This is a genomic window from Pseudomonas sp. CK-NBRI-02, from assembly GCF_008124495.1.
Classification (GTDB): Bacteria; Pseudomonadota; Gammaproteobacteria; order Pseudomonadales; family Pseudomonadaceae; genus Aquipseudomonas; species Aquipseudomonas guariconensis.
Map to the genome: position 1 here is coordinate 204,208 of NZ_VSJH01000007.1, position 15,144 is coordinate 219,351.

At 64.0% G+C, this 15,144-nt stretch carries 16 protein-coding genes and 1 pseudogene; 7 read left to right on the forward strand and 10 right to left on the reverse strand.

Translation table 11 applies throughout. The annotated features are described in order from the left end of the window. Positions 1-109: 109 nt before the first annotated feature. Positions 110-2,152, forward strand: coding sequence for a S9 family peptidase (locus DQ397_RS07705; protein ID WP_043215481.1), 2,043 nt, complete (start codon positions 110-112; stop codon positions 2,150-2,152). A gap of 19 nt (positions 2,153-2,171) precedes the next feature. Here DQ397_RS07705 and DQ397_RS07710 read toward each other — a convergent pair whose 3' ends face one another. Next, positions 2,172-2,450 carry a hypothetical protein gene (locus DQ397_RS07710; protein ID WP_043215479.1) on the reverse strand — a complete coding sequence of 93 codons (279 nt, stop codon included), beginning with the start codon at positions 2,448-2,450 and terminating at the stop codon, positions 2,172-2,174. 133 nt (positions 2,451-2,583) lie between these two features. Here DQ397_RS07710 and DQ397_RS07715 point away from each other — a divergent pair, with 133 nt between their 5' ends. The 3 genes from DQ397_RS07715 (at position 2,584) to DQ397_RS07725 (ending at position 3,905) form a co-directional block, all read left to right on the forward strand. Then, positions 2,584-2,955, forward strand: coding sequence for a YajD family HNH nuclease (locus DQ397_RS07715; protein ID WP_043215477.1), 372 nt, complete (start codon positions 2,584-2,586; stop codon positions 2,953-2,955). A 70-nt stretch (positions 2,956-3,025) separates the two neighbouring features. After that, positions 3,026-3,496: an RNA methyltransferase gene (locus DQ397_RS07720; RefSeq protein ID WP_043215476.1), complete on the forward strand. Its 471-nt coding sequence runs from the start codon at positions 3,026-3,028 to the stop codon at positions 3,494-3,496. 127 nt (positions 3,497-3,623) lie between these two features. Next, positions 3,624-3,905 carry a DUF2892 domain-containing protein gene (locus DQ397_RS07725; protein ID WP_043215502.1) on the forward strand — a complete coding sequence of 94 codons (282 nt, stop codon included), beginning with the start codon at positions 3,624-3,626 and terminating at the stop codon, positions 3,903-3,905. 97 nt (positions 3,906-4,002) lie between these two features. On the opposite strand, the gene DQ397_RS07730 is transcribed toward DQ397_RS07725, so the two are convergent. Together DQ397_RS07730 and DQ397_RS07735 are read right to left on the reverse strand one after the other, a co-directional pair. Further along, complete coding sequence (locus DQ397_RS07730) at positions 4,003-5,211, reverse strand: hypothetical protein (RefSeq protein WP_043215473.1); 1,209 nt, start codon at positions 5,209-5,211, stop codon at positions 4,003-4,005. Between the two features lie 49 nt (positions 5,212-5,260). Continuing rightward, positions 5,261-5,710, reverse strand: a complete 450-nt coding sequence (locus DQ397_RS07735) for a YcgN family cysteine cluster protein (RefSeq protein WP_043215470.1) — start codon at positions 5,708-5,710, stop codon at positions 5,261-5,263. 219 nt (positions 5,711-5,929) lie between these two features. Between DQ397_RS07735 and DQ397_RS07740 the strand changes: the two genes are divergently transcribed. Further along, positions 5,930-6,523 (forward strand): nitroreductase family protein, encoded by a 594-nt coding sequence (locus tag DQ397_RS07740; RefSeq protein WP_043215469.1) that lies wholly within the window; start codon positions 5,930-5,932, stop codon positions 6,521-6,523. A gap of 93 nt (positions 6,524-6,616) precedes the next feature. Here the strand turns inward: DQ397_RS07740 and DQ397_RS07745 are convergent, their stop codons facing one another. From DQ397_RS07745 to DQ397_RS07765, 5 genes are all read right to left on the reverse strand, one after another. Beyond that, positions 6,617-7,549: a D-2-hydroxyacid dehydrogenase gene (locus tag DQ397_RS07745; protein ID WP_043215467.1), complete on the reverse strand. Its 933-nt coding sequence runs from the start codon at positions 7,547-7,549 to the stop codon at positions 6,617-6,619. A 78-nt stretch (positions 7,550-7,627) separates the two neighbouring features. Beyond that, positions 7,628-7,921, reverse strand: a complete 294-nt coding sequence (locus tag DQ397_RS07750; RefSeq protein ID WP_043215465.1) for a YcgL domain-containing protein — start codon at positions 7,919-7,921, stop codon at positions 7,628-7,630. Beyond that, complete coding sequence (gene rnd, locus DQ397_RS07755) at positions 7,921-9,051, reverse strand: ribonuclease D (protein ID WP_070571426.1); 1,131 nt, start codon at positions 9,049-9,051, stop codon at positions 7,921-7,923. The genes DQ397_RS07750 and rnd overlap by 1 nt, the downstream gene beginning before the upstream one ends. 79 nt (positions 9,052-9,130) lie before the next feature. Continuing rightward, on the reverse strand, positions 9,131-10,771 hold the full coding sequence (locus tag DQ397_RS07760) for a phosphoethanolamine transferase (protein ID WP_043215820.1): 1,641 nt from the start codon (positions 10,769-10,771) through the stop codon (positions 9,131-9,133). A gap of 148 nt (positions 10,772-10,919) precedes the next feature. After that, positions 10,920-11,294 carry a 5-carboxymethyl-2-hydroxymuconate Delta-isomerase gene (locus DQ397_RS07765; protein ID WP_043215822.1) on the reverse strand — a complete coding sequence of 125 codons (375 nt, stop codon included), beginning with the start codon at positions 11,292-11,294 and terminating at the stop codon, positions 10,920-10,922. 118 nt (positions 11,295-11,412) lie between these two features. Here DQ397_RS07765 and DQ397_RS07770 point away from each other — a divergent pair, with 118 nt between their 5' ends. Then, positions 11,413-11,646: a YdcH family protein gene (locus DQ397_RS07770; protein WP_043215824.1), complete on the forward strand. Its 234-nt coding sequence runs from the start codon at positions 11,413-11,415 to the stop codon at positions 11,644-11,646. A gap of 111 nt (positions 11,647-11,757) precedes the next feature. On the opposite strand, the gene DQ397_RS07775 is transcribed toward DQ397_RS07770, so the two are convergent. Next, positions 11,758-12,942 carry a PLP-dependent aspartate aminotransferase family protein gene (locus DQ397_RS07775; protein ID WP_043215825.1) on the reverse strand — a complete coding sequence of 395 codons (1,185 nt, stop codon included), beginning with the start codon at positions 12,940-12,942 and terminating at the stop codon, positions 11,758-11,760. Positions 12,943-13,098: 156 nt separating this feature from the next. Here DQ397_RS07775 and DQ397_RS07780 point away from each other — a divergent pair, with 156 nt between their 5' ends. Then, positions 13,099-13,557, forward strand: a complete 459-nt coding sequence (locus DQ397_RS07780) for an Lrp/AsnC family transcriptional regulator (protein WP_043215826.1) — start codon at positions 13,099-13,101, stop codon at positions 13,555-13,557. Between the two features lie 33 nt (positions 13,558-13,590). On the opposite strand, the pseudogene DQ397_RS24985 reads toward DQ397_RS07780, so the two are convergent. Continuing rightward, a pseudogene (locus DQ397_RS24985) lies at positions 13,591-15,144 on the reverse strand (hypothetical protein); the annotation flags it as partial.

Genomic DNA, 15,144 nt, shown 5'->3' on the forward strand with positions numbered 1-15,144 from the left:
TTCACGGGCAATCCCGATTCCACAGGTCGCAAGCCATGCAGACGACCCGTAGGAGCAGGCTTACCCGCGAACAGGCCCATGCAGCCCACCCCTTGCCATGAGACTGCCAATGCCCAACACGCCCCAGCCGCCGATCGCCCACGCCGACAACGCCCCCGACCCGTACGCTTGGCTGCAACAGCGCGACACGCCCCAGGTGCTGGCTTACCTAAACGCGGAAAATGCCTACCAGCAGGCCTGCCTGGCCGACCAGGCTCCCTTGCGCGAGCAACTGTTCGAGGAAATCAAGGGCCGTATCCTGGAAACCGACCTGTCGCTGCCCTCCCCCTGGGGCCCGTACCTGTACTACACCCGCACCACAGCAGGCGATGAATACCCGCGCCACTACCGCTGCCCGCGTCCGGCGGACGACAGCAACACCGTCGATGAAAGCCGCGAAGAACTGCTACTCGACCCCAACGTGCTGGCTGCTGGCGGCTTCCTGGCGCTGGGCTCCTTCAACGTCAGCCCCGACCATCGCCTGCTGGCCTACAGCCTCGATACCAGCGGCGACGAAATCTATACCCTGTACGTCAAGGACTTGACCAGCGGCGCGGTCACCACCCTGCCCTTCGAGGACTGCGACGGCAGCATGACCTGGGCCAACGACAGCCGCACGCTGTTCTTCGCCGAGCTGGACGACACCCACCGCCCATGGCGCCTGCGCCGTCACACCCTCGGTGAGGACACCGCCCAGAGCGTGTTCGAGGAAGCCGATGGGCGGTTTTTCCTGCATTGCTATCGCACCAGCTCCGAGCGCCAGCTGGTGCTGCTGCTCAACAGCAAGACCACCAGCGAAGCCTGGGTACTGGACGCCGCGACTCCACAGGCCGCGTTCACGTGCCTGGCGCCCCGGGTCGAGGATCACGAGTACTACCCCGACCACGGCCAGCTCGACGGCCAGTGGCGCTGGTTCATCCGCAGTAACCAGGACGGTATCAATTTTGCCCTGTTCCACGCCCCGGCCGAGCAGGTGCCGACCCGTGATCAATGGCAAGTGCTGGTCCCCCATCGTGACGACATCATGCTCGAAGGCCTGAGCCTCAATGCCAGCGCGCTGACCCTGAGCCTGCGCGAAGGCGGCCTGCCGATCATCGAAGTGCACCCGCGCGACCTGCCGCCCTACCGCGTCGAGCTGCCGGATGCCGCCTATAGCCTGTACGTGCAAGACAGCCTGGAGTTCGTCAGCCCCCGCGTGCGCCTGCGCTACGAAGCGCTCAATCGGCCGGCCCAAGTGCGCCAGCTGGACTTGGCCAGCGGCGCCCAGGCCGTGCTCAAGCAGACGCCGGTGCTGGGTGAGTTCGACGCCGACGACTACGTCAGCCAGCGCCTGTGGGCGGTGGCCAAGGACGGTACCCGGGTACCGATCAGCCTGGTGCGCCGCCGTGACGATCTGGGCAAATGCGTGCCGCTCTACCTGTACGGCTATGGTGCCTATGGCGAAAGCCTCGACCCTTGGTTCTCCCATGCCCGTCTGAGCCTGCTGCAACGGGGCGTGGCCTTCGCCATCGCCCATGTGCGTGGCGGCGGCGAGCTGGGCGAGGCCTGGTACCGGGCTGGCAAGCAGGAACACAAGCAGAACAGCTTCGATGACTTCATCGCCTGCGCCGAACACCTGATCGCCGAAGGTGTGACCGACTCCGCGCACCTGGCCATCAGTGGCGGCAGCGCCGGCGGCCTGCTCATAGGTGCGGTGCTCAACCAGCGCCCGGAGCTCTTCCGTTGCGCCATTGCCGAGGTGCCGTTCGTCGACGTGCTCAATACCATGCTCGACCCAGAGCTGCCGCTGACCGTCACCGAGTACGACGAATGGGGCAATCCGCAGGAGCCGGACGTGTACCAGCGGATCAAGGCCTACGCCCCCTACGAGAACCTCAAGGCCCAGGCCTACCCAGCCATGCTGGTGGTCGCCGGCTACAACGACAGCCGCGTGCAGTATTGGGAGGCAGCCAAGTGGGTGGCACGTCTGCGTACCTGCAAGACCGACGGCAACCTGCTGCTGCTCAAGACCGAAATGGGCGCCGGCCACGGTGGCATGAGCGGCCGTTACCAGGGGCTGCGCGATGTGGCGCTGGAGTATGCCTTCGTGCTCAACGAGCTGGGGGTGATGTAATCCGCATTTCACCCAGCCGCTAATGCTTGATCGGCGCCTTCGGCGGCTCCGGCTGTAGCCCTGGCAGAGGCTGGTCTTTGCGCGGCCCGGGCAGCGGCATCGGCGGCAGCAGCGGCGCACCGGGCCGGTTGTCGCCGGCCTTGGGCGGCGTGCTCGGGGTGATCTGTGGGTAAGGTGTCGGCGTCGGCGTGCCCGGCGCCCCTGGCACTGACGTGTTGATCCGCGGCGTCGGCTGGCCCGCAGCCTCGGCGCACGGCGCAAGAGCAAGGATCGATACGGCGAGGATCGCAGGAAACATCAGCAACCTCCTGTCTGGAACCTACCTACAGGCTATGCCCATTCCTGCGTTTTCGCCTGTCCGAGGACAGCGCAGGCGCGCTAGACTCAATGGTAAAACCGTCATCCGCCTGAACACTAGAAAGGTAACACCCATGAGCTCGGCCTCTACTTCCGCCGCCACTGCCCGCCTCGACCGCATCCTCGCCGACGCCAAGCGCGACAAGGAAATGGGCTACCGCGACAAGGCCCTGAAGATGTACCCGCACGTCTGCGGCCGCTGCGCCCGCGAGTTCTCCGGCAAGCGCCTGAGCGAACTGACCGTGCATCACCGCGACCACAACCACGACAACAACCCCCAGGATGGTTCGAACTGGGAGCTGCTGTGCCTGTACTGCCACGACAACGAGCACTCGCGCTACACCGACCAGCAGTATTTCAGCGAAGGTTCCACCAGTACCCCGAGCATCGCCAAGGCAACCCACAACCCGTTCGCCGGCCTTGCGAGCCTGCTCAAGAAAGACTGATCGTCGAATCGCCTCCGCTGCCGCCGGCGAGTCCGTATAATCGCGCTTTTTTTGCGAAGGACCCCGGCACGTGGCAAACAAACGGTACAGCTGCATCGGCCTGTTCAATCCCAAGTCGGCAGAGAACGTAGGTTCGGTGATGCGCGCAGCAGGTTGCTACGGCGTCAATTCGGTGTTCTACACCGGCAAGCGTTATGAGCGCGCCCGCGACTTCGTCACCGACACCAAACGCGTGCACTACGACATCCCGCTGATCGGTATCGACGATCTGCAGCGCATCATCCCCCTGGGCTGCACCCCGGTGGCCGTGGAACTGGTCGAAGGCGCCCGCCCCCTGCCCGAGTACACCCATCCCGACCGCGCGCTCTACATCTTCGGCCCCGAAGACGGCAGCCTGAGCGCCGATGTCCGGGCCTGGTGCGAAGAAACCATCTACATCCCCACCGAAGGCTGCATGAACCTGGCGGCAACGGTGAATGTGGTGCTGTATGACCGCATGGCCAAGGGGCTCAATACCCGCTCGGGGCCCAAATTCAAATGAACACCACCTTCGCGAGGGGGCCTTCGCGCGGTTGAAACGCTCTCCAACAGGTTCCGCCTGGCAATCGAACTGAACGGCCAGCAGCCGTAGCGGGTCAGTTACTTACACCCCACACGGAGACCAAGCCATGCGTGATACCCCTTTGCTTGTGCATACCCATAATGTCCACGGCTGGGAGCGTGCCAGCTCCCTGGCAGGCGGCGCGCTGATGATCGGCAAGGGGCTGCGCCATGGCGGCGCGCTCGGGCTGCTGCAGATCGTGGTAGGCGGCATGGCCCTGGCCCGCGGGATCAGCGGACACTGCTCGACCAAGGCATGGTGGCAACGTCACAGGGCGGAATACCTGCGCCTGCGCGACGATATCGAACGCAGTGCGGAGCAGTTGAAGGCGCTCAAGGCCAAAGGCTGAGCCGCCTGCGTGGCGCATTCGCGGGTAAAGCCGCCTCACAGTGGGAACATCGAAACATCTGTGGAGCGGGCTTACCCGCGGACAAACCCTCGGAACTTCAGCGCAGAACCTTGCTGTCCAGCACCTCGGAAGATCGTCCCAGCACGTTTTCGCTGAGCTGGATGAACTCTGCCGTGCTGACGCTGGGCAGGCGCATCAACGCACGGGTGACGTCGTCCAGCGAGCGTTTGTTCTGGGTGTGCAGGCGGATCTCGCGGTCCAGGGCCTGGAGCAGCAGCACACCTCGGGCAACCTGGGCGGCATCAGCCCTCTCCCCTCTCAGACGGGTGACCTTGGCCGCCTGTTTGTGCAGGCGCGCCTGCCAGGCCTCGTAACGGTCATCACTGAGCCCCCCAGCCCGGCGCAGCAGCTCGGTGGCGTAGTAGTCAGCCAGGCTTTCCCCGAGCCAGTCGCTGCCCTCACGGTCGTTGATCTGGGCGAATACCTGAACCAACTCACGCATCAAAGGGCTGGCGCCACTTTCACCGATCAATGGCCGGTTGCTGTGCAGATAGATGGAATTACGCCCGGCCAGCGCCCCGCGCCACATTTCATCCCGCGCCCCCACCAACAGCAGTTTGGGCGGATTGCGCGGGAACACGGCCTGCACCTGCGGCCAGACGAAAGTCAACAAAGTCAGTGTGTCCATCCGCCGCAAGCCCTGGCCTTGCGGCGCGGCCACGGTGACCTCCGTCTCGCCCAACCGCGCCCGGCGACTGCCAAGGTTGCCAGCAAGCATCCAGCCGGTCGGACGGTCGAACAGGCGCGAGACATCGTCGATGCGAAACTTCTGCTTGCCGATACGTGGCCAAGCGGTTTCTACGCTCTTCCAGCCTGTCGGCAACTCGAACATCAGGCGCGCCACCAGCTCGGTGCCGTCCTGCTGGTCCAGGCGCGCTGGCGGCACCAGCTGGTCCCCGCGAAACAACGCCCAGTGCGGCGTGATGCGGCTTTCATAGGCGCCGCCCCGTGGTTTTTGGTCGAGCTGCACGCGATAGCTGAGCTGGGTCTTGCCCGAGGCCGGGCGCCAAATCCCCCGCTCGCCCTGCACCTGCCATTGGCCATCGGCGTGAAAATCGCTGTACGCGCTGTGCTTGCCCAGGTCGAAATCCAGGCTGCGCACCACACTGCCATCGGCCAGGGTCAGATGCACCTCGGCCTGCCCGCTCGCCGGCAGCAGGCGCACCTGGTAATCCAGATCGACTTTCTTGGCCCAGGCCGGCGTACAGGCCAGAAGGCCCAGAACACACAACAAATGGCAACGCATGCAGAAACTCCTTGTTCCCAGAAGCGAAAGACAAAAATGCGCGACGTGATCAGCCGGCGCGGAAGATGAGGTGGTCTTCCCAGTCGTCCTCGTCGACATCGTGCTCGCTGAGCATGCGCCCAGACTGGGAAATACGCTGTTCATGCACTTGGTTGCGATCCCCGCAGACCAAGTGATGCCAGGCAGGCAAGTCCTTGCCTTCACTGACCAAGCGATAGCCGCAGGTGGTGGGCAACCACTTGAACTGGTCGGCCTTGCCCGGGGTGAGCTGGATGCAGTCGGGCACCTGGGCGAAGCGGTTCGGGTAGTCGCTGCACTGGCAGGTGGTGAGGTCTAGCAGTTTGCAGGCGATGCGCGTGTAGTAGACGCTGTTGTCGTCCTCGTCCTCGAGCTTCTGCAGGCAACACAGGCCGCAGCCGTCGCACAGCGACTCCCATTCTTGCGGGTCGAGTTGCTCGAGGGTCTTGCGCCGCCAGAAGGGCGCGGTATCGGCGATCATCACACGTGTTCCTGCTTGGGCCAGCGGCATGCTTGAAACAACACGCTTCAAGCAAGAGCGGGCGTAACGGCTTTTTCTTGTGGCTAGCAGCTTCAAACGCGCAGCTGCCGCCATGGCGGCGCCAGTCTAGAGCCTGTCCCGAACCAAAGCCAGACCGCTTGTCAGTGCCGACCAGACGCAGTAGCGTGCGCGCTTTCCCGTCCATTTGCAGGAGCACGCATGAGCGCCAACCCACGCATCGCCGACTACGCCATCAATGAGCAGTTCATCAACCGCTGGTCGCCACGGGCGTTCACCGCCGAGCCGATCAGCGAGCAGACCCTGCTGAGTTTCCTGGAGGCCGCGCGCTGGGCGCCTTCGGCCTACAACTCACAGCCTTGGCGCTTCCTGTATGCCCGCCGTGACACGGCGAACTGGGAGCGCTACCTGGGCATCCTCAACGAGTTCAACCGCAGCTGGGCGCAACAGGCCTCGGCGCTGGTACTGGTGATGTCCAAGACCACCTTCGCCGCCCCTGGCTCCAGCGAGGAAAAACCGGCCCTGTGGCACACCTTCGACACCGGTTCCGCCTGGGGCCACCTGGCGCTGCAAGCCAGCATCAGCGGCTGGCACACCCATGGCATGGCCGGTTTCGATCAGGAGCTGGCTCGCAAGGAGCTGAAAATCCCCGAAGGCTATGCGCTGCACGCGATGGTGGCGATCGGCAAGCTCGGCGACAAGGCCACCTTGGCCGAGGCCCTGCAAGCGCGTGAAGAGCCAAGCCCACGCCGTCCGCTGAGCGAACTGGCGGCCGAGGGCGACTTCAGCCTCTGAGGCTCTCCCGGCCCTGATGCGCGGATGAACCCGCTCCTGCAAGAGACCGTGCGGTCTTTGTGAGAGCGGGTTCATCCGCGAACTGCGACCGACTCAGTACCCGCGCTTGAAATCCACTTCCCCGCGCAACCCCTGCCCCGCCTGATACGCCTGCATGTTCTCGACAAACAACCGCACCATCGCCACTGGCGAGGTGGGCGCCGAGCTGTGCCCGGTCAACAGCAGGCCCCAGGCCGTCCAGAACGGATGGCGCTGAGGCAGCGGCTCCTGCCGGCAGACATCGATCACTGCCCCGGCCAGATGGCCCTGCTTCAAGGCTTCCACCAGGTCGGCATCGACCACTGCCACGCCGCGCCCGGCATTGATGAACAGAGCGCTGGGCTTGAAGCACTTGAACAGAGCAGCATCGTAGAGATCATGCGTCGCCGGCGTGTCCGGCAGCAGGTTGAGCACGTAGTCGGCCTGCGCCACCATGCGCGGCAAGTCCTCGAGCCCGGCCACCTCGACGAATGGCGCCTGCTCGCGAGCACTGCTGGCAATGCCATACAAGGTCACGCCGAACGGCACGAGAAACTCGGCGACCCGCTGGCCGATATCGCCCGTGCCCACCACGAGCACCCGACGACCTTCGAGGGAGCGCCCCGGACGATCATCCCAACGGCGCTCGACTTGACTGACCAGACGCGCCAGCACGTCGCGCTCGTGAATCAGCATGTAGGTGAGCATGTATTCGGCCATCACCTGGCCGAAGATACCGACCGCACGGGTCAGGCGGTAATCACGCGGCAGGCCTTTGGCCAGCAGCGGCGTGATGCCGGCCCAGGTGGACTGTATCCACCGGGGCGCATGGCCCTGGCGCAGCAGACTGGCAAGCAGGTCGGGCTGGCCCAGCCATACCGGGCAGTCAGGCGCCAGACGCGATAATTCGGCGGAATCGCCGCTGGTCACGATATCCAGCTCTGGCGCCGCCTCGCCCAGCAGGCGGGCATAGTTGGCATGATCCTGTTCAGCGATCAGAACGCGCATGTAGAAGACAACCTTGGCAAACAACGAAAACGACCCGGCAGGCGGGTCGCTTGACGAACGATGGGGACCGGGCCGAGGTCAGGCCGGGTCGTTGCGGCGCAGCAGCTCTTCGGGCAGGTGCTCGATGTAGTCGTCCTCGGGCGGTGGCATCTGCAGGTGGTAGCCCTGGTTGTCGAGGTTCTCAAGCACCTTGGCGATGTCCTCACGCGCCAGCTTGCGCTCGGGGGTCAACACCAGGTCGAAGGCATGCACCGGGGTGCCAAAGAAGGGCAGCAAGGCCTCGGGCACTCGCGCCAGCCCCTCGGCCTTGAGCACATAGAGGTACATTTCGTTCTTGCGAGGGCTCTTGTAGATCGAGCAAATACGTTTCATCAGGAGTCTCCGGCGCCTGCCAGGCTGTCCAGCAGGGCCTGGCCCATGCGCTCGCGGCGCCAGCCGCGCAGCGAATCGGGCAGTTGATAGGGGCCGTTGGGGAAGCCGCTCTTGAGCAAGGCTTCGAGGGTTTTCTTGCGCAGCATCAGTTCCGGGGCGATACCCAGACGCTCGCCTTCGGCCTGGCCGACCGCGCGCAGACGCTTGAGGATGCCGGAGGCCTCGATCGGCAGCGGCTCGGGCAAGGCTTGCGGCCACTGTTCGGCCGGCAGGCTCGCCGCGCGCTTGATCAAGCCAAGCAGGAACTCGCCGTCTTGGCGGATGGTGCGCGGGTGCATGTCGTCGATCCGGGCCAAGGCCGACAGGTTGTCCGGCTGGCTTTTGGCCATGGGCCAAAGCGAGTGCTCACGCAGCACGCGGTTGCGCGGTACATCACGGCTGCGGGCCTCACGCTCGCGCCAGATGCACAATTCGCGCAGCACCGCGAGTTGCTGGGGGCTGAGCTTCCAGGCGAGCTTCACGTCGCGATAAAGCAGCTCCGGCTCGACTTCGCGGCGCAACTGGGCAACCAGCTCGGCGCCGTCTTCGAGCACCCAAGCATACTTGTCGTCCGACAGGCGCGGGCGCAGGGCACTGAACAGCTCGGCCAGGTGCACGGCATCCTCGGCGGCGTAGCTGACCTGGGTTTCGGACAATGGCCGTTGCAGCCAGTCCGAACGGGTTTCGCCCTTGGGCAGCTCGATGCCCAGGACCTCTTGCACCAGGCGCGAGTAGCCCATGGAGAAGCCGATATTCAGATAGCCGGCGGCCAGCTGGGTGTCGAACAGCGGTTGCGGCAGCTTGCCGGTCAGGCGCAGGAGCACTTCCAGGTCTTCGCTGCAGGCGTGCAGCACCTTGACCACGCCGTTGTCCTCGAGCAGCTCGGCCAGCGGCTGCCAGTCGCGGATCAGCAATGGGTCGATCAGAAAAGCCCGGTTGCCTTCACCGACCTGGATCAGGCCGGCCTTGGGATAGAACGTGTCGACCCGCATGAACTCGGTGTCGAGCGCCACGAAGGGCAGCTCGCGCCAGGCCCGGCAGTGTTCGGCCAGGGTCTGGTCATCTCGTATCCAGTGTATTTCGATGCCCACGAGGCTCTCCCACAAATAATGGCGGGCAGTATATACGGCGCGGGCATTGGGGGTGAAACCTGCGCCATCCTTGGTTTGATCAACGGTCGGCGGTCATCCACGGCCGGCAGCTGGCGAACATATCCATCGATTGCCGGTAGACCTCGGTACGCACCTGCAACAGGCCGAGCATCGAATGGAACAGATTGTCCTGGCTCAGCGGCGCGTCGCGCAGACGGCCCAGGCAGTCGGTGTCGAGGGCGAAGTCCTGGCGGTAGCTGTCGGAGAACCAAACCAAAAGCGGCACATGACGCTGTTGCTCGGGCGCCAACATGTAGGGCGTGCCATGCAGGTACAGGTTGTATTCGCCCAGCGACTCGCCATGGTCGGAGAGGTAGATCATCGCGGTGTCGACCTTGTCCTGACGGCTGCGCAGGAGATCGATCAGCGAGCCCAGCACCTGGTCAGTGTAAGCCAAGGTGTTGTCATAGCTGTTGACGATGGCCTGCTGGTCGCACTGGTTCAGGGCGTTGCTCTGGCACACCGGGGTGAAGCGCTCGGCGCTGGCCGGATAGCGCTTGTAATAGTCCGGGCCATGGCTGCCCATCTGGTGCAGTACCAGCACGGTGTCCTGAGTCAGATTGTCCAGCAGCTCGCCAAGGCCCTGCAGAAGGATCTCGTCGTGGCATTCACCATCGGCGCAGAGCTTAGGGTCCTTGAGGTTGCTGACATCGACGAACTGCACCCGGTCGCAGGTGCCTTTGCACCCGGACTGGTTGTCGCGCCACTGCACGCTCAGGCCGGCGCGCTGGAGGATGTCCAGGAGCCCTTCGCGGTTCTTGGCAACGCGAGCATCGTAGTCCTTGCGTGGCATGCCGGAGAACATGCACGGCACCGACACGGCGGTTTCGGTGCCGCACGAATGCACATCGCTGAACGCCAGCAGGCCTTGCTCCTGGTTCAGGCGAGGCGTGGTGTCGCGTCCATAACCCAGTACCCCGAAGTTCTCGGCCCGGGCGCTCTCCCCCACCACCAGCACGGTCAGCGACTTGCGTTCGTGGCGCTGCCAGGCATGGGGGTCGCGCTTGGCGTCCTCACCGTAGTGCTGGAACGGCCGCGCGGCACTGCCCAGGCGCTCGCTGACATAACCGAACGAGGCGCCGACGATGTTGCTCGGGGTGAGCATCAGGCGGATTTCATGGTGGTTGCGAAACAGCGAAGACAGCCCCTGGTAGTTGACCAGCGCCACTGAGCCCAGGGCCGCCACGCAGGCACCGCTGACCACCAGCTTGCCCAGCAGCTCGCGATGCCAGGGCCGATAGGCGATCCTGGCCTTCCACAGCAGCACCGACGGCAGGACGCCGAGCAGGCCGATGTAAAGGGCGAACTTGATCGACAGCAGGTCACGGACTTCGGCGACGTTGGTCTCGGCCATGTTGCGGAACATGCCTGTGTCGATCAGCACACCGTACTGGTTCATGAAATAGGCAACCCCCGCGCCGCTCATGAACAACACGATCAACAATGGCTTGAGCACGTACCTGAACGCCACCAGCGTCAGCAGCAGGTTGAACGCGAACAGCATCATCACGGCGAAGGCCAGTAACAGCCACATGCCCACCATGCCTGGAGGTACAGCGGTTTCCAGGTGCTCCCAGAGCGCGGTATTGAACCCGATCAACAGGTAAAGACTGGCCAGCAACGTGACCCATTCGGCCCGCAGTGTTTTTACGTTCAAGATGATGTTCGCAGTCGAGAATTAAGATCGGCCCACGCACCTGGCAGGGCACCGGGGAAGTTGACCGAACTCTAGAAAGCGCACCATCAAGAATTTGTGAAAAAGACGCCAACAAAGGGTTGGCTGATATCTTTTTAACATTAAATGAATTTCATCTTTCCCCGGCGGGCAGATGTAGCTTGGCGTAAGGCTCGCGGTCGATATCCTGCACCTCTACGCACAGTTGGATATCCAGCCCCTCGCGAGCGGCGATTACTTCGCTCAGCACCTCCAGCAGGCTGGCGGACAACTGCTTCTTCACCTGCGCCGAACGCCCGCTGAGAATCGCCAGCCGTACATGGGCAAACGCCCGTTCGAGCGGTGCGGTGCCCACCCGGTAATGGGCGAAGGCCTGGGCACGGCTCTTGATATCCAGCTCGTCGGCGAACTGCCCGCTGCCCACCAGGGTGTGGTTCAGGCGCATCAGCAGCAGATCGACATTCAGATCGGCCAGGTTGTCGCTGTATTCCAGGTTCAGATGAGGCATGGCGCGGGTTCCAGGTCATGGCGGGAGTGCCACAGCCTACTCCAGTCCCGCAACCGGGCAAAGGCGACTATCCTCAAGGTTCAGGACTTTTTGCCAACCCCTGACCCGAGGTGAAGAAATGCCAGTCCCGCATGATCTGCTCGCTGACCTGCACATTTCCGCTGACGATTTCCAGGCGCTGATCGACAAGGACCAGACGCTCCATCAACTGCACAAGGAGTACAACGCCAAGGACAAGGAAGTGGTGGCCGCCGAAGGCAACGGTACCGCTGACGACGCGGTCAATCGCTTGCGCAAGGAGCGCCTGCTGATCAAGGACAAGATCGAACGGATCGTTCATCCCGCCAGATAACATTCCCTCTTCAAAAACATTCGCGGATGAACCCGCTCCCACAGGTTCTGCAAAAGCCAATGGGAGCGGGTTCACCCGCGAAAGCCAGACATACGACCCAAGCGGCTGTCGTTACGCCCCGGCCGAAGCCTTGAGCCCGGTCTCCAGATCCTCGATCAGGTCGCGGTAGTCTTCGATACCCACCGACAGGCGCAGCAGGTTCTCGCTGATGCCCATCTGCCCCTTCTGCTCGGGGCTCAGGGAGTTGTGCGACATGCTCCAGGAGTGGTTGATCATGCTCTCCACCCCTCCCAGCGAATCGGCCAGCACAAAGATCGACAGCGCTTGCACCAGGCGGTTGACCGCAGCGCGGTCGCCCTTGATCTTCATCGCCACCACCGCGCCGCCGCCGCGCATCTGTCGCTTGCACAGCTCATGCTGCGGATGGCTTTCGAGCTGCGGGTAATACACCTGCTCGACCTGCGGATGCCCCTCCAGGAACTGGGCCACGCGCAGGGCGTTGGCGCACTGGCGCTCCATGCGCACGTCGAGGGTCTTGAGCCCGCGCAGGGCCAAGTAGCAGTCGAACGGCCCCTGGATCGCGCCCACGGCCATGCTGATGCGGCGCAGGCGCTTGAGCAGCTCGTCGTTGGCCGCCACCACCACGCCACCGATCAGGTCGGAGTGCCCCCCGATGTACTTGCTCGCCGAATGCATCACCAGATCGACCCCCAGGGTGATCGGGCGCTGGTTCCAGGGCGAGCAGAAGGTATTGTCGATGCAGGTGAGGATGCCGCGCTCACGGGCCAGCGTGCACACTGCCTGGATGTCCACCAGGTGCAGCAACGGGTTGGTCGGCGACTCGATCCAGATCAGTTGGGTCTCGGGGCGGATGGCGGCGGCGACGGCGTCCAAGTCGTTGAGATCGACATAGGTGGTGGTCAGGCCCGAGGTGCGGCTGCGGTAGTCCTCCAGCAGGCGGAAGGTACCGCCATACACGCCGTTCATCACCACGACGTGGGCGTCTTTGGACAGCAGTTCCAGCACGGTGGCCGTGGCGCCGACACCCGAAGCGGTGGCGACCGCGCCCACGCCCTCTTCCAGGGCGGCGACGCAGGTTTCATAGGCGTGGCGGGTCGGGTTGCTGACCCGGCTGTAGGCGTATTCGGGGTGGTCATCCAGACCGCGCTTGATGAACGAGCTGGTGGTGACGATGGCCGGGAAGATGGCGTTGTCGGCGACGCTGGTCTGCTCGCCGGCGTGGATGGTACGGGTGGCGAAATTGCGCGGCTTGTTGTCGGACATGGTCGGGTCCATTGACGATGATGAGGAAGGAAGGCGCCACTATGGCATATCCACTGCCCTTCGCCGAGCGGGGGATGAATCTGCTGCCTGGGCTGTTTGACTATTCTCGTTATTCTTCAAGCACGTTAATCTCGAGAAACTTTTTCTCAACGGGCGCCCGATAACGGTATGGACAGTTTCGATCAACACATCCTCACCCTGCTCCAGCGCGATGCCTCCATCTCCCTCAAGGACCTGGCCGAAGCCGTCAATCTCTCGACCACGCCTTGCTGGAAGCGGGTCAAGCGCCTGGAGGATGAGGGTTTCATCCGCGGCCGCGTCGCCCTGCTCGACCCCGAAAAGCTGGGCCTGGGACTGACCGTGTTCGTCCAGCTCAAGACCCAGCGTCACGACAGCGCCTGGCTCGAGCAATTCGCCAGGGTCGTGACCGGGTTCGAGGAAGTGATGGAGGTGTATCGAATGTCCGGCGACTGGGACTACATGCTGCGGGTAGTGGTGGGCGATATCGCCGCGTATGACCGTTTCTACAAGAAGCTGATTACCAGCACCGACGGCCTTTCGAACATTACCTCGAGCTTTGCCATGGAGCAGATGAAGTACACCACGGCGTACCCGGTTCACCGCTGAACGCTGGGGCCGCAAAGCAGCCCCGGCCTTCAGTCAGTCTGCGTGGCTGACTTCGATTCTGATGTCCGCACGCGCCTTCTGAAGCTTGATCGCCACGAACTTCGACGTTGGAGTGTAGGTCCCTTCGCCGTAGCTCTCCAGCGGCACCAGCGGGTTGGTCTCCGGGTAGTAGGCAGCCGCCTGGCCCTCGGGCAGGTCGTAGGCCACCAGGCGGAAGCCCGATACGCGCCGCTCACGGCCGTCTTCCCAGAGCGAGACCATGTCCACCTGCTCGCCGGGCTCGAAGCCCAGGCGGCGGATGTCAGCCTCGTTGACGAACACCACCTCGCGCAGGCCGAACACGCCCCGGTAGCGGTCGTCCAGGCCGTACAGGGTGGTGTTGTACTGATCGTGCGAGCGCAGGGTCTGCAGGATCAGGTCCGGCTGGTCGCCGCGGGCCAGGACCTTGGCATTGACCAGTTGCTCAGGCAGTTCGCTGGGCGTGAACTGGGCCTTGCCGGTGGCGGTGTTCCATTCGCGCTCGGCCGCCGCGTTGCCCAGGTGGAAACCGCCCGGTTGCTGCAGTCGGGCATTGAAATCCTGGAAGCCCACGATGGTGTCGGCGATCAGGTCACGGATGCGGGCATAGTCGCCGATCACCCACGATGCTGGGTCACGCCCATGGCCCAACACATGATCACCCGCTCAGCCTTGCGGTACATGCGTGCGGCCAGCTCGATTTCGGCCAGGCTCAGGCCGGACTGCTCGACGATATGCTCCCAGGATGTGGCATCCAGGACTGCCAGGTAGGCGTCCACACCCGAGGTGTGCGCCTCGAGGAAGGCGTGGTCGAACACCGCCGGCCCGCCTTTGGCCTGGGCCTCGCGTTCCCACTGCAGCAGGAACTTAGCGATGCCACGCATGGCCGCCATGTCGCCGCCCAACGCCGGGCGGAAGTACGCAGTGTTGGTCCCGAGTGGCGATGCTGGGTCACGCCCATGGCCCAACACATGATCACCCGCTCTGCCTTGCTGTACATGCGTGCGGCCAGCTCGATTTCGGCCAGGCTCAGGCCGGACTGCTCGACGATATGCTCCCAGGATGTGGCATCCAGGACTGCCAGGTAGGCGTCCACACCCGAGGTGTGCGCCTCGAGGAAGGCGTGGTCGAACACCGCCGGCCCGCCTTTGGCCTGGGCCTCGCGTTCCCACTGCAGCAGGAACTTAGCGATGCCACGCATGGCCGCCATGTCGCCGCCCAACGCCGGGCGGAAGTACGCAGTGTTGGTCGGCTCCGAGCCGTTGCTGAGCATTTCGAAGGGGTGCTGCGGATGCTGGAAGCGCTCCAGGCCACGCTCCTTGAGCGGGTTGAAGCACACCACCTGGGCACCGCGCTTGACCGCCTCGCGCAGCGGTTCGAGCATGCGCGGGTGGTTGGTGCCGGGGTTCTGGCCGATGACGAAGATCGCGTCGGCTTCCTCCAGGTCATCGAACACCACAGTGCCCTTGCCCACGCCGAGGGATTCGCCCATGCCCACGCCACTGGCTTCGTGGCACATGTTCGAGCAGTCCGGGAAGTTGTTGGTACCGAAGGCCCGCACGAACAGCT

Bases quoted from the DNA above. Each gene is read 5' to 3' on its own strand.
- DQ397_RS07745 (WP_043215467.1), bottom strand. From the start codon at position 7,549: ATGCGCGTTCTGATCGCTGAACAGGATCATGCCAACTATGCCCGCCTG.
- DQ397_RS07765 (WP_043215822.1), bottom strand. From the start codon at position 11,294: ATGCCTCATCTGAACCTGGAATACAGCGACAACCTGGCCGATCTGAAT.
- DQ397_RS07715 (WP_043215477.1), top strand. From the start codon at position 2,584: ATGAGCTCGGCCTCTACTTCCGCCGCCACTGCCCGCCTCGACCGCATC.
- DQ397_RS07750 (WP_043215465.1), bottom strand. From the start codon at position 7,921: ATGAAACGTATTTGCTCGATCTACAAGAGCCCTCGCAAGAACGAAATG.
- DQ397_RS07770 (WP_043215824.1), top strand. From the start codon at position 11,413: ATGCCAGTCCCGCATGATCTGCTCGCTGACCTGCACATTTCCGCTGAC.
- DQ397_RS07780 (WP_043215826.1), top strand. From the start codon at position 13,099: ATGGACAGTTTCGATCAACACATCCTCACCCTGCTCCAGCGCGATGCC.
- DQ397_RS07710 (WP_043215479.1), bottom strand. From the start codon at position 2,450: ATGTTTCCTGCGATCCTCGCCGTATCGATCCTTGCTCTTGCGCCGTGC.
- DQ397_RS07735 (WP_043215470.1), bottom strand. From the start codon at position 5,710: ATGATCGCCGATACCGCGCCCTTCTGGCGGCGCAAGACCCTCGAGCAA.
- DQ397_RS07725 (WP_043215502.1), top strand. From the start codon at position 3,624: ATGCGTGATACCCCTTTGCTTGTGCATACCCATAATGTCCACGGCTGG.
- DQ397_RS07775 (WP_043215825.1), bottom strand. From the start codon at position 12,942: ATGGACCCGACCATGTCCGACAACAAGCCGCGCAATTTCGCCACCCGT.
- DQ397_RS07730 (WP_043215473.1), bottom strand. From the start codon at position 5,211: ATGCGTTGCCATTTGTTGTGTGTTCTGGGCCTTCTGGCCTGTACGCCG.
- DQ397_RS07705 (WP_043215481.1), top strand. From the start codon at position 110: ATGCCCAACACGCCCCAGCCGCCGATCGCCCACGCCGACAACGCCCCC.
- DQ397_RS07740 (WP_043215469.1), top strand. From the start codon at position 5,930: ATGAGCGCCAACCCACGCATCGCCGACTACGCCATCAATGAGCAGTTC.